This is a genomic window from Flavobacterium indicum GPTSA100-9 = DSM 17447 (assembly GCF_000455605.1).
Lineage (GTDB): Bacteria > Bacteroidota > Bacteroidia > Flavobacteriales > Flavobacteriaceae > Flavobacterium > Flavobacterium indicum.
In genome coordinates, this window is sequence record NC_017025.1 from 2549903 (window position 1) to 2563917 (window position 14015).

At 31.3% G+C, this 14015-nt stretch carries 11 protein-coding genes and 3 tRNA genes; 5 read left to right on the forward strand and 9 right to left on the reverse strand.

The genetic code is table 11. The features are described from left to right. Nucleotides 1–19: 19 nt before the first annotated feature. A complete protein-coding gene (gene galE, locus KQS_RS11900) occupies nucleotides 20–1033 on the reverse strand; it encodes a UDP-glucose 4-epimerase GalE (protein ID WP_014389427.1) in 1014 nt (337 codons plus the stop codon). Between the two features lie 73 nt (nucleotides 1034–1106). Beyond that, the gene (locus KQS_RS11905; RefSeq protein ID WP_014389428.1) at nucleotides 1107–2237 is read right to left on the reverse strand and encodes a DegT/DnrJ/EryC1/StrS family aminotransferase; all 1131 of its coding nucleotides are present in this window, start codon (nucleotides 2235–2237) and stop codon (nucleotides 1107–1109) included. A 272-nt stretch (nucleotides 2238–2509) separates the two neighbouring features. Between KQS_RS11905 and KQS_RS11910 the strand changes: the two genes are divergently transcribed. The 4 genes from KQS_RS11910 (at nucleotide 2510) to KQS_RS11925 (ending at nucleotide 7076) form a co-directional block, all read left to right on the forward strand. Next, entirely contained in the window at nucleotides 2510–3736 is a 1227-nt protein-coding gene (locus tag KQS_RS11910; protein WP_041252315.1) for a 3-deoxy-D-manno-octulosonic acid transferase, read from the forward strand. Continuing rightward, nucleotides 3736–4512, forward strand: a complete 777-nt coding sequence (locus KQS_RS11915) for a hypothetical protein (RefSeq protein ID WP_014389430.1) — start codon at nucleotides 3736–3738, stop codon at nucleotides 4510–4512. Before KQS_RS11910 ends, KQS_RS11915 begins: the two co-directional genes overlap by 1 nt. A 46-nt stretch (nucleotides 4513–4558) precedes the next feature. Then, nucleotides 4559–6715, forward strand: coding sequence for a S46 family peptidase (locus KQS_RS11920; protein ID WP_014389431.1), 2157 nt, complete (start codon nucleotides 4559–4561; stop codon nucleotides 6713–6715). A gap of 139 nt (nucleotides 6716–6854) precedes the next feature. Continuing rightward, entirely contained in the window at nucleotides 6855–7076 is a 222-nt protein-coding gene (locus KQS_RS11925; protein ID WP_014389432.1) for a hypothetical protein, read from the forward strand. Nucleotides 7077–7244: 168 nt separating this feature from the next. On the opposite strand, the gene KQS_RS11930 is transcribed toward KQS_RS11925, so the two are convergent. The 6 genes from KQS_RS11930 to mutS all read right to left on the reverse strand — a co-directional run bounded on the left by KQS_RS11930 (nucleotide 7245) and on the right by mutS (nucleotide 11836). Then, entirely contained in the window at nucleotides 7245–7613 is a 369-nt protein-coding gene (locus tag KQS_RS11930; RefSeq protein WP_014389433.1) for a hypothetical protein, read from the reverse strand. Nucleotides 7614–7747: 134 nt separating this feature from the next. Continuing rightward, nucleotides 7748–8752, reverse strand: a complete 1005-nt coding sequence (locus KQS_RS11935) for a hypothetical protein (protein WP_014389434.1) — start codon at nucleotides 8750–8752, stop codon at nucleotides 7748–7750. A gap of 52 nt (nucleotides 8753–8804) precedes the next feature. Beyond that, nucleotides 8805–8890 (reverse strand) — tRNA-Leu (locus KQS_RS11940). A 58-nt stretch (nucleotides 8891–8948) separates the two neighbouring features. Continuing rightward, nucleotides 8949–9034, reverse strand: a tRNA-Leu gene (locus KQS_RS11945). A 14-nt stretch (nucleotides 9035–9048) separates the two neighbouring features. Next, nucleotides 9049–9124, reverse strand: a tRNA-Gly gene (locus KQS_RS11950). Between the two features lie 144 nt (nucleotides 9125–9268). Continuing rightward, the gene (mutS, locus tag KQS_RS11955) at nucleotides 9269–11836 is read right to left on the reverse strand and encodes a DNA mismatch repair protein MutS (RefSeq protein ID WP_051149700.1); all 2568 of its coding nucleotides are present in this window, start codon (nucleotides 11834–11836) and stop codon (nucleotides 9269–9271) included. A gap of 261 nt (nucleotides 11837–12097) precedes the next feature. Here mutS and KQS_RS11960 point away from each other — a divergent pair, with 261 nt between their 5' ends. Beyond that, nucleotides 12098–12625, forward strand: coding sequence for an RNA methyltransferase (locus KQS_RS11960; protein WP_014389436.1), 528 nt, complete (start codon nucleotides 12098–12100; stop codon nucleotides 12623–12625). Between the two features lie 137 nt (nucleotides 12626–12762). Here the strand turns inward: KQS_RS11960 and folK are convergent, their stop codons facing one another. Next, a complete protein-coding gene (gene folK, locus KQS_RS11965; protein WP_014389437.1) occupies nucleotides 12763–13899 on the reverse strand; it encodes a 2-amino-4-hydroxy-6-hydroxymethyldihydropteridine diphosphokinase in 1137 nt (378 codons plus the stop codon). Nucleotides 13900–14015: the final 116 nt, after the last annotated feature.

The window sequence follows — 14015 nt, forward strand, 5'->3', positions numbered from 1 at the left end:
TGAAACCATCGGGATTTTTTTATTTTCTTATTTTTTGTTCCCATTTCCAAGCACTTGAAAGTGCATCATCTAGGGTTAATTCAGGTTTCCAACCTAAAACATTAAAGGCGCTATCGGTATTCGCATAGGCTTCTGTAATATCACCTTCTCTTCGTCCTACAATTTTGTAGGGTAGCTTTAGGTTATTTACTCTTTCAAAAGATTGGATAACTTCCAAAACAGAACTCCCTTTACCTGTTCCAATATTAAAAACTTCCACTTTTTCAATATTTTTATTAGCAATTAGTCTTTTTAATGCTACTACATGAGCTTTGGCTAAATCCACTACATGAATATAATCTCGAATTGCAGTGCCATCTGGAGTTGGATAATCATTCCCAAAAACAGACAATTCTTTTCGTAATCCAATAGCCGTTTGCGTAATAAAAGGTACCAAATTTTGAGGAACTCCTAAAGGTAGTTCGCCAATTTCAGCTGATTCATGCGCGCCAATGGGATTAAAATATCGAAGTAAAATTGAAGATATCGAAGAAACTTTTGCTACATCATGTATAATCTCTTCTCCTATTTGTTTCGTATTTCCATAAGGCGACATCGCTTGTTGAACAGGAGCACTTTCTGTAATTGGCATTACATCGGCCTGACCATAAACGGTACAAGATGAACTAAAAATAAAATGTGCTTGGTCTTTTTTCTGTAATTCTTGAAGAAGGTATACTAATGTTCCAATATTATTTTCATAATACAATAAAGGATTTTCAACACTTTCTCCAACAGCTTTACTGGCTGCAAAATGTATGACTCCAGTAATGGACTGATTCCTGTTAAAAAAATCTTGAACCGCTTTTTTATCTCTCAAATCAATCTTTTCAAAGACTGGTTTTACACCTGTAATTGCTGTAATACCATTCAAAACTTCTTCAGATGAATTCGATAAATTATCAATAATTACTACTTCAAAACCTTCATTCTGTAATTCTACAACAGTATGGGAACCAATAAATCCTAAACCTCCTGTTACTAGTATTTTCATATTCTTAGTGTTGGTTGTGGGTTAAGAGTTATTAGATGAAAAACATCAACTAAAAACCAAAAACCATCAACTATTAAACGTATTCTAAAACTGCGTCTGTAATAAACTTAATTTGCTCTTCGTCTAATTCAGTATGCATAGGTAATGCAATTACTTCTTTCACTAATTGATTCGTTACAGGAAAATCTTCTTCTTTATATCGTGCATCGGCATATGCTTTTTGACTGTGCAACGGAATAGGATAATAAATTGCACAAGGAATACCTTTAGCTTGTAAATGTTCTAGTAAACCATCACGCTTTCCATTTAAAATTCGAATTACGTATTGATGAAACACATGACAATCACACGATTCACATATAGTTGGAGCCCAAATATTTGGATTAAAAGCAAAAGCTTCAGAATATTTTCTAGCGGCCACTTGTCTTGCTTTGTTGTAACTATCTAAATGCGGTAATTTTGCCTTTAAAACTCCAGCCTGAATACTATCTAATCTAGAATTTACTCCCACCACATCGTGATGGTATCTTACATACATACCATGATTTACAATCCCTCTTATTGTATGGGCAAGAGCATCATCATTGGTGAATATTGCACCGCCATCTCCATAACAACCTAAGTTTTTAGATGGAAAAAAAGAAGTTGCACCAACATGGCCAATAGTACCCACTTTTTGTTTAGAACCGTCTTTTTTCCATGTATAATCTGCACCAATTGCTTGCGCATTATCTTCGATAACAAATAAATTGTGTTCATTAGCAAGCTCCATAATGGCATCCATATTAGCTGCTCTACCAAACAAGTGAACGGGTACAATTGCTTTAGTTTTAGGTGTAATTGCCTTTTTTATTCCTTCAATAGAAATATTCATGTTATTCATATCCACATCAACCAAAACAGGCGTTAATTGCAACAAAGCAATCACTTCTACAGTAGCCGCAAAAGTAAAATCAGCTGTAATAACTTCGTCTCCAGGTTTTAAACCTAATCCCATCATGGCAATTTGCAACGCATCTGTCCCATTGGCACATGGAATAACATGTTTTACTCCTAAATATTTTTCTAAATCAGCTTGAAATTGATGTACTAACGGACCATTAATATAAGTAGTTGTATCTAACACTTCTTGAATAGAAGCATTTACTTCGTCTTTTATTCGATCGTATTGACTTTTTAAGTCAACCATTTGTAATTTTCTCATTACTTAAAATTTTCTGGGTGTAAAAATACTAATTATCTTTTGATGATGTTTTGTTTCGTTGTAAAAAAGCATAAAGAATCACAACAATAATGGTAGTTACTAATGAACCTACCAGATTGGAATTATTGATTTCTTCATCGAATATAAACTTCTTAAATGCTAGATTAAACAAAAAGAAAAAGACACCGAAAAGCAGTATTTTTTTTGAAAAGAATTTTAACATGTTTTTTTATTTAGTAAACAATTGTAATTTTATAACCTCAATAAACACTATGTACCAAATATATAATTTAATTGTTATACTTGCCGCTCAAATTGTAAAATTATTGGCGCTGTTTAGTCCCAAAATGAAACTATTTGTAGCGGGAAGAAAAAATGTTTTTTCCATTCTTAAAGAAAAAATACAAGTAACAGACCGTACGATTTGGTTTCATGCCGCCTCATTAGGTGAATACGAGCAAGGTTTACCTGTAATTGAAAAAATTAAAAAGCAATATCCTGAGCATAAAATTATTGTGACCTTTTTTTCCCCTTCGGGTTATGAAGTTCGAAAAAACAATACTATTGCTGATGTAACACTTTATCTTCCGTTGGACACCTTTTCCAATGCAAAAAAATTTCTTTCATTAACCCATCCCGATTTTGTATTTTTCATTAAATATGAATATTGGCCCAACTACTTACATGAATTAAAAAAACGAAATATAAAAACCTATTTAATATCAGGAATTTTCAGAGATAATCAAGCGTTCTTTAAATGGTATGGCGGTTTATACAGAAAAGCATTAAAAAGTTTTAATTTCTTTTTTGTTCAAAATGAAAATTCTAAAAAATTAGCTAATTCAATCGGACTTAACAATGTAATGGTTTCTGGCGACACCCGTTTTGACAGAGTAGTATCTATTTTAGAACGAGATAATACATTGGATTATATTGAACAATTTAAAAATAACACTTCTACTATAGTTATCGGAAGTTCTTGGCCTAAAGATGAAGAACTATTGGTACGTTATATTAACACTGCTTCAAATGAAGTAAAATTCATTATTGCACCGCACAACATCAAGTTAGAACAAATATCAACGTTGAAAAATCAAATACAAAAGAATACAATTTTATATTCTGAGAAAGAAAATAAGTCTTTATCTGAATACCAAGTCTTCATTATTGACACTATCGGTATTTTAACCAAAATATATTCGTACGCAGATATTGCTTATGTAGGAGGCGGATTTGGAAATCCGGGCGTACATAATATTTTAGAACCTGCCACGTTTGGAATTCCAATCGTAATTGGTCCTAATTATTCGCATTTTATTGAAGCTACAGCTTTAGTAAATAAAAAAGGATGTATGTCAATTTCTAACTTTGAAGAATTAAAAACCACTTTAGATGAATTGGTTTTCAATACAAATCAAAGAAAAGAACAAGGAGTCATTTGTAAAAATTTCATTTTGGAGAATAAAGGAGCGACCGATTTAATTTTAAAAAACCTGTAATGAAAATAATTCTTTTTACACTACTTTTTTCAATTCTTTGTAATAGCCAGCAAACGGTTTTTACAAAATCAGAAAATTCCACAAATGTTGTTTCAAATAAAGTTTCAAAAGAGGAATACCTTTTCAAAACCGATAGTTTAGCTAAAAGAGTTGATTCGATCTTATTACATTTAAAAGACAAACAATATTATTTTGAAAAAACAAACGCAAAACCCTTTACTTCTTACAGCAAAATAAATTCTACAAAAACAATTTTTCAGACAAAACTATTAAAAGATATTTTCCCATTATTCAATAGTAACTATATGTTTATCACTATTGAAAGTGAACTTAAAAACACCCTTTTTGATTTTTATTACAAAGGAGACATTAATAATCGTACAGATTTAATTGAAATTGAAAAGGAAATTTGTAAAAAACTAGAATTACAGAAAACGATAATTAAAGAAAACCATCCTATTATAGATATAAAAACTTCTTCAGAAACTTTTTTAGTACCTTCAACTAAAAATGAATATTCTCAAGTTTATGATCCTCAAGAAAAAACACTAAAAATAACTTCAAAAATTCATCAATTTTTCAATGCTTTAAATGGATATTTCCCTAACAGTTTCAATTTTGAACGTAATTTTGAAGATGATAAATTCTATGATTTTGAAATTAATGTTAAAAATTTCGAAGCGCTAATTAAAGAATTAAAATTATACAAATATTCAATTATAGAAAATAAAAGAATTGTAAACCACGTGTATTATAAATCCATAAAAAAACTGTAACATAATAAATAAATCCAATACAAACAGATAATTAATAATTTTAAATATGAGAATCATTAGAATTATAGCTTTATTATTTTTAATTCAAGTACAAGCGCAACAAGGAGGAATGTGGATTCCTTCTATGTTAAAAGGGATGAATGAAAATGAAATCAAAGCTTTAGGCGGAAAATTAACCGCAGAACAAATTTACTCCATTAATCAATCGAGTATGAAAGATGCCGTTCCACAATTTGATGGTGGTTGTACGGCTGAAGTTATTTCTCCAAAAGGATTAATCTTAACCAATCATCACTGCGGATACGACAACATTCAAAACCATTCCACTGTTGAACACGATTATTTAGCAAACGGATTTTGGGCTTACAAAATGGAAGATGAATTAGCAAATCCGGGGGTTGTAGTAACTTTTGTGGTAAAAATAGATGATGTAACCAACAAGGTATTTGAAGGCGTAAATAGTTTACCTACTGAAGCTGACAAACAAAAGAAAATTCAAGAAAATATTGCAGCAATTACAAAAACCTATCCAAGAGAAAGTTGGCAAGATGCCATGATTAGAACTTTCTACGACGGAAACCAATATTTGTTATTTGTTGTAGAAAATTTTAAAGATGTTCGTTTAGTAGGAGCTCCACCAAGTTCAATAGGAAAATTTGGTTCAGATACAGACAATTGGGTTTGGCCGCGTCACACAGGAGACTTTTCTTTATTTAGAGTGTATGCCGATAAAAACAACAGACCTGCAGAATACTCAAAAGACAATGTTCCTTATACTCCAAAACACTACTTCCCTATCTCTGCAAAAGGAATTAAAGAAGGAGATTTCACTATGGTAATGGGGTATCCTGGAAGAACTACAGAATATTTACCTTCATTTGCCGTAGAGCAAATTATGAACGATTTAAATCCGGCGCGTATTGAAGTACGTGATGCAGCATTAAAAGTACAAGATGGATTTATGAGAAAAGACCAAGCCATTAAAATTCAATACGCTTCAAAATACGCTTCTGTGGCTAATTATTGGAAAAAATGGATGGGAGAAGCAAAAGGTTTGAAAAAAGCAAATGCCGTTGGTGCTAAACAAAAATTTGAAAAAGAATTTACAGAAAAAGTAATGGCTGCTAAAAAAGAAGCAGAATACGGCAACCTTTTACCGGAATTCAAACAAAACTACGCCGCTATAAAAGATTATGCCATTGCGAGAGATTACTTTACAGAAGTAGTAATACGTAATTCAGAAATACTATCTTTTGGTTACCGTTTATACCAATTAGAGCAAGTATATAATTCAAAAGGAGAACAAGCTTTTAACGACAGAAAAAATAATTTAATTAAAGGATTTGAAGCACTGTATAAAGATTATAATGCACAAGTAGATGAAAAAGTTTTTGAAAAACTAATTGCGATTTATACAAAAAAATCGCCTCAACAATTTTTACCTGAATCTGTAAAGAATTTGAATATTGAAACTACAACTGCTACGCTTTTCAAAAACTCAAAATTAACTTCATTTAATGGATTAAAAGAACTTTTAAATGGAGACACTAAAACGGTTATTGAAAGATTAAACCAAGATCCTGGTTTTGCTTTGGTAAAAACAATTTCAGATGCATATAATAAAAATGTTGCCCCGAAATATGAGGAGTTAAACTTAAAAAACATTGCTTTACAAAGAACGTATATGAAAGCAATATTAGAATTAAGTCCAAAATCGGCACGTATTTTCCCTGATGCCAATTCTACATTACGTGTAACGTATGGAAAAGTAAAAGGATACAAACCTATGGATGCAGTAGTTTATACACCAACAACTTATTTAGATGGTGTTATGGAGAAATATGTTCCAGGAGATTACGAATTTGATGTTCCTCAAAAACTAATTGACTTATACAATGCGAAAGATTACGGCAAATATGGTGAAAATGGAAAAATGCCTGTAGCCTTTATTGCAACAAACCACACCACAGGAGGAAACTCAGGAAGTCCGGCTTTTGATGCTAATGGAAATTTAATAGGATTAAATTTTGATCGCGTTTGGGAAGGAACCATGAGTGATGTATATTACAGTCCAGAAATTTGCAGAAACATCATGGTAGACGCTCGTTATATTTTATTCATCATTGATAAATTCGCAGGGGCACAAAACTTGATTAACGAATTGAAAATCATATATCCTACAGAAAAAAAGAACAAAAAATAATTCTGGCACGATAATTGAAAATCAGACAAAACGGAATCCAAAGAAAAAAAAATAAAAAAAAGACAAAAAAAATAGTTGTCATATCAAAAAATTCATATCTTTGCTCCGAATTAATAATTAACCTTTATAATTTAGTAAGATGAAAAAAGTTGTTTTAAGCTTAGCATTCGTAGCTGCTGTATTAGTTTCTTGTAACAAAAAAGCTGAGGAAACTCCAGCTGCTGACTCAACTGCTGTAGATACTACTGCTGTTGCTGCTGATACTACTGCTGCTCCAGCTGCTGATACTACTGCTGCTGCTGCTGATACTGCAAAAGCTGCTGCTGAAGCTGCTCCAGCTAAAGAAGAAGTAAAAAAATAATTAAATACTTCTTTTCGAAAAGAAATCAATCCCGACTAGGTCGGGATTTTTTTTTACCCCTAAGTTACTTTAAAAACTAAAGCAACTAATTTTATCTATACAACCGTTTAATTTAACAAGAATAAAACCCGTAGTTTATTTTAAATACTGAAAATAGTAATTAACTTACTATACCCCAAAAACATCTTCAGCAGGCGGAAAAATTTCATCAGAAGAAGAAAAATCTAGAATTTCTGAACTCGCTAACGATCGCATGATTTCATCAATCCCTTTTTGCATTAATAATTGCGTGGTGTATTGACGACTTTTAGCTACTTCGACTTTATCTAAGATCATTTTAAAATAAAATTTACCTCTAGGCGAACGAAAACGCATAAAAACAATAACATCAAGAGCCGCTTTTAAACGCTCTATTTCTTCTTCTGCTTCAAAACGCAATTCGAAATCGTTACTAGTGAATATAGTTTTCCCTTTACGAGACGTAAATTCGTATTTATATACTCCGCTAAGGCGCTGACTAATAACAAATGTACCCATTTATAAAGATTAAATTTCAAAAATCAACAACATAAATCAATTTCAATTTCGATTTTCAGAACTCAAAGAACTAATAAAAGAATTAAATTAACAAGTGATCCAAAATTGAATTATCAGATATTTATAAACAAAAACTAATACTCAGGATAAATATCATCTTTTGTATTTAAAACACCATCAGGACCAACAGATTTCAAAATATAACCATCAATAGTTTTTTCATAATAAAAAACCGGATTATAATCATCATGATATTTTTCTTTATTAAACAAATCTAAATCATTTAAATTCTTATTATAAATTTTTACATCATTAATTTGATAAGGATAATCTCCTTGCTTTAATTTATAAAATTCAATATCTCTAACAAGATCATTTAAATTTTCCATCACTATATTCTTTTCAGAATCAATATTTATTTCTGATTTTTGACCAACAATTTCAATTATATCAATTAAGAATATAGACATAACAATATTGGAAGCTCCAATGATTTTAAACATGGAATTATTTCTGTAAAAACCAAGAAAAAAGTAAACACACCCAACAATTAAACCAACACCTGGGATTAATCCTAACAATAACAACCAATAATAATTTTTAGAATTATTTGAATTTGAATTAGTGCCAATTAAATTAGAATCTTGAAAAGTAATTTCACATTTTTTAAATTCAGTTTTCAATAATTTTTCAAATTCTGTATTTCCCTTTTTTAAAAAAAAAGATGTATTATTTTTAAAAATAATATATAAATGATTTTTAATCTCTATAATTTCTTTAATGTCATTTATTTTATACTCAATTTGTTTTGATTCATTTTTTTCAGAAGTATAATTAAAAATTAAAACTTCATTACTTAAAGCAATATTTAATTCTACGATTTTATTTAATGTTTTATTTCTATATATTTTAATTATATCATAAAACATATTACCAAAATTTAAAATTAAAAAAAATATAAGTGTCCCAAAAAACATTAGAACAAAAGTTATTATATCAAATTTATTAATAGTAAATAAAACCGATATTAGTAATGAAATCAAAATAATTTTAAAATATATTTTTCTTAAATAATAGAAAAACAAATCAGCATATTGCTTTTTAAAATCATTTTCTAAAAGTTGATAATTTACTTCCATTTTTAAATTAATTTAAACAAAAAAAGCTCCAAACATAGTTTGAAGCTTTTTGTACTCAAGGCGGGACTTGAACCCGCACGAACATTACTGCTCACTGGATTTTAAGTCCAGCGTGTCTACCAATTCCACCACTCGAGCGAATGATTTATTGTTTTTAATTTAAAAATTTTGAAGCCCTCCCTAAGAAGGGCTTTAGTACTCAAGGCGGGACTTGAACCCGCACGAACATTACTGCTCACTGGATTTTAAGTCCAGCGTGTCTACCAATTCCACCACTCGAGCAAAATTTTAAATTATGGAGCGAAAAACGGGGTTCGAACCCGCGACCTCAACCTTGGCAAGGTTGCGCTCTACCAACTGAGCTATTTTCGCGTTTTTTTCAAAACCTAAATACGAAAATGCATAATTGTTATTTTCGCATTTTTTAAAGAACGTAACTTTTATCGTTTTGCGAGTGCAAATATATATTTTTTATTTTGTCTACACAACACTTTTTTCTAAAAAAATATGCTTTTTTTATTTCTTTGAAAGCATTCTTTTCAATTCGTTCAATTTCATCAAAGCCTCTACAGGCGTAAGTGTATTGATATCCAAACCATTAATCTCTTCTTTAATTTCTTCCAACAAGGGATCGTCTAAATTAAAAAAACTCAATTGCATTTCATCTTGCCCTAAATTTCCACCCGATAATTCTTCTGCAGAATGATTTTTCTCCAATTTCTTAAGCAATTTTTGCGCCTTTTGAATGACCGTTTGTGGCATACCGGCCATTTTTGCCACATGTATACCAAAACTATGTGCACTTCCTCCTTGTACTAATTTACGAATAAACAAAACGGTATCTTTCAGTTCTTTTACAGACACATTATAATTTTGAATCCGTTCAAAAATAGATTCCATTTCATTCAATTCATGATAATGTGTAGCAAACAAGGTTTTTGGCCTTCCTGGATGTTCATGTAAATATTCTGAAATAGCCCATGCAATTGAAATTCCGTCGTAAGTAGAGGTTCCTCTTCCAATTTCGTCCAATAACACCAAACTTCTATCTGATAAATTATTCAAAATTGAAGCAGTTTCATTCATTTCCACCATAAACGTCGATTCACCCATAGAAATATTATCACTAGCGCCTACTCGTGTAAACACCTTATCCACTACTCCCATAGTAACCGCTTGTGCCGGAACAAAACTTCCCATTTGAGCCAACAAAACAATCAATGCCGTTTGTCTTAAAATGGCCGATTTACCCGACATGTTAGGTCCGGTAATCATAATCATCTGTTGCGTTTCATTATCAAGAAACACATCGTTTGAAATATAAGGCACACCAATAGGCAATTGTTTTTCAATTACAGGGTGGCGACCTTCTTTAATATCAAGTACAAAACCATCATTTATTTCTGGTTTCACATAATTATGTTCAATAGCCATTTGTGCAAAAGACTGTAATCCATCTAATTGGGCAATCAAACTGGCATTTAATTGTACGGCTTTAATGTACAATGAAATCCAGCTAACCAATTCTTCAAACAACTGACTCTCTAATTGCTGGATTTTTTCTTCCGCTCCTAAAATTTTAGCCTCATAACCTTTCAACTCCTCTGTAATGTAACGTTCAGCACTAACTAGGGTTTGTTTACGAATCCACGTTTCTGGCACCTTTTCTTTATGCGTATTTCGTACTTCAATATAATAACCAAATACGTTATTGAAAGACACTTTCAACGAAGGAATTCCGGTTTGTTCGCTTTCTCTACGCTCTAAATCTTCTAAATAACCTTTTCCTGTAGAAGAAATCGCTCGAAGTTCGTCTAATTCAGCATGAATTCCGGCTGCAATGGCATTTCCTTTATTTATATTTACTGGAGCATCAGGCTGTATAGTTTTTTCAATTTTTTCACGTAATAATTCACAGGCATGCAAACTATCACCAATTAATTTTAGTGCTTCATTTTTAGAAGCTAAAGCCAAGGTTTTAATGGGAATAATAGCATCTAGTGACTCTTTTAAATACAAGACTTCACGAGGTGAAATTTTTCCTGTTGCAACTTTAGAAATTAAACGTTCTAAATCGGAAATTTGCTTAATTTGGTATTGTATCGCTTGTAAATCTTCTTGATTTTCTTTTAAATAGGCCACCACTTCATTTCGCCCTTTGATCTTCACAATATCTTTTAAAGGTAGAGCAATCCAACGTTTCAACATACGCCCACCCATAGGTGAAAGTGTTTTATCAATAACATCTAACAAGGTTACGGCATTTGGATTGGTACTGTGGTACAATTCAAGATTACGAATAGTAAATTTATCCATCCAAACATAAGCATCTTCTGCTATTCGTTGAATATTAGTTATATGCTGAATTTTATTATGCTGCGTTTCTGATAAATAATACAAAATAGCCCCAGACGCCACAATTCCTTCTTGCAATTCTTCTACTCCAAAACCTTTTAATGAATTGGTTTGAAAATGTTTGGTCAGGGTTTCAAATGCATAATCTTCTTTATAAATCCAATCTTCCAAATAAAACACATGATGATCTTCACCAAAAGCAGATTTAAATGTATTTTTATGGTTCTTGGTTACTAAAATTTCACTTGGTCTAAAATTCTGAATCAACTTATCTATATATTCTTCCGAACCTTGAGCTGTTAAAAATTCACCTGTAGACACATCTAAAAAAGCGATTCCTAGATTCTTTTTCCCAAAATGTACTGACGCAAGGAAATTGTTTGTTTTGGCACTTAAAATATCATCATTTAGAGCAACACCTGGCGTTACTAATTCGGTTACTCCTCGTTTTACGATTGTTTTGGTCATTTTAGGATCTTCCAATTGATCACAAATAGCAACACGTAAACCGGCCTTCACTAATTTTGGCAAATAGGTATTTAATGAATGATGTGGAAATCCTGCTAATGCCGTTTCACTTTCACTTCCATTTCCTCTTTTAGTCAGTGTAATTCCTAAAATTTGAGATGCTCGAATGGCATCGGAACCAAAAGTCTCATAAAAATCTCCTACTCGAAACAACAAACACGCATCGGGATACTTCGCTTTTATCTCGTTGTATTGTTTCATTAAAGGCGTTTCTTTCGGCGCTTTATCTTTTATTTCAGTTGCTGCTTTTTTTGCCACAATAGTACATTTTGGAATGAGGGCGAAGATAACAAAATTCAATGGCAATGACAAAATTCAATAGCAATGGCAAAATTCAATAGCAATGGCAAATCGCAAGGACAGAACACAATGGAAATGATAAAAATAATTTATTATTTGTTGATTCCCTTGATACAGCGTATTTCTCGTTGCCATATTATCAAATTAATTTATCTTTGCAGTATGAGAAAATTAGCCAACGCCGAGTTAGATCGCAAGAATATTGAAGAATTCAAACAAGCTGAAAAAACGCCCATTATTGTAATTTTGGACGACATTAGAAGTTTACACAATATTGGTTCCGTTTTTAGAACTTCGGATGCATTTTTAATTGAAAAAATCTATTTATGCGGTATTACGGCTACACCTCCAAACAAAGAAATTCATAAAACAGCTTTAGGTGCAACCGAGACGGTAACTTGGGAATATGCTAAAGATGTTTTAGAAGTGGTTACGAAATTAAAAGCAGAAAACGTTAAAGTTTATTCTATTGAACAAACTGAAAATGCCATGATGTTAGACAACTTCCAACCTGAAAGAGAAACAAAATACGCCTTAATTTTTGGCAACGAAGTAAAAGGGGTTTCACAAGATGCCATTAACTTATCTGATGGGGTGATTGAAATTCCACAATTAGGAAGCAAACATTCTTTAAACATTTCAGTAAGTGCCGGAATTGTAATTTGGGATTTCTTTCAGAAATTGAAATAATTAAACTTATAAGTCATGTAAGTTTTTTTTCATCTCTTGAAAGGATTAAAAAATTATTAAGCAGAGGATTTTATTGTTTTTATTCCTTAGAAAGGTATTTAAATTGAATAAAAAAAACGTCATCAATGTGGTTGTAATTAATTTTCAATTTTCTTTTTAATCGCATTTAAAATAAACACATAGTCTTCCTGTTTCTTTACGAAATCTAAATCGGAAACATCAATAATTAAAATGTTTAAATCGGTTTGTGTTTTAATATAATCCAAGTAACCTTGATTGATTTTTTCCAAGTAATCCGCCGGAATTTCTTGCTCGTAACTTCTACCACGTTTTTTAATATTCGCTAACAATCGTTCGGTGTTTTGATACAAATACACATACAAATCGGGCTTAGGCATTTCTTTATAAATGATATCAAACAGGTTTTTGTACAAACGATATTCATCTTCTTGCAACGTTACTTTGGCAAAAATCAACGATTTAAAAATGTGATAATCGGCAACAATGAAATCTTTGAACAAATCAAACTGCGCCAAATCATCGGTCAATTGTTGGTAACGATCTGCCAAAAAAGACATTTCCAATGGAAAAGCATATCGACTTTGATCTTTATAAAACTTAGGTAAAAAAGGATTATCTGCAAAACGTTCTAAAACGAGTTTAGCGTTACAATCTTCAGCAATTTTTGATGCTAAAGTTGTTTTGCCTGCTCCAATATTCCCTTCAATTGCTATGTAATTTAACTCTAAATTTTTTATTTTTTGAATAGGATTGATCAAATGTGCCACACGCTCAATAGCTGAAGAATCCGTTGAATTTTGAATTAAATCTGAAATCAATTCTTTGGTTTTCGGGTGCACCCATTTTCCTGCTATATCTTTTAACGGATACAACACAAAATTTCTCATTTCTAATCGAGGATGAGGAACAATTAAATTTTCTGTTTCAATTAGTTCATCATTAAAAGCAATGATATCAATATCAATAATTCGCGATTGATATCCTGATTTTTCTGAACGAGTACGTCCTAACTTTTTTTCTAATTTAAGAATCTTAGACAATATTTTAGTCGCCGATTTTAACGTATGAATTTGAATCATACAATTGTAAAAAGGAGCCGCTTCAAAACCCCAGGCTGGTGTTTCGTAGACAGGAGAAACTTGCACTACTGTTGCAACTTCTTCATGAATAGCATCAATACAAAACTGTAGATTTTTCAATCTATCACCCAAATTGGTACCTAAAGAAAGTAGTGCTGTATTTTGGTTTTTCATATCGTTTGCAAAATAACAAACAATTTTAGAAATACTTCGGCCTAAAAATTAAATTTTATGAACATGTAACATTTTAACATTTCAAGCTACTTATTACTAAATTGAAATTTAAAAGA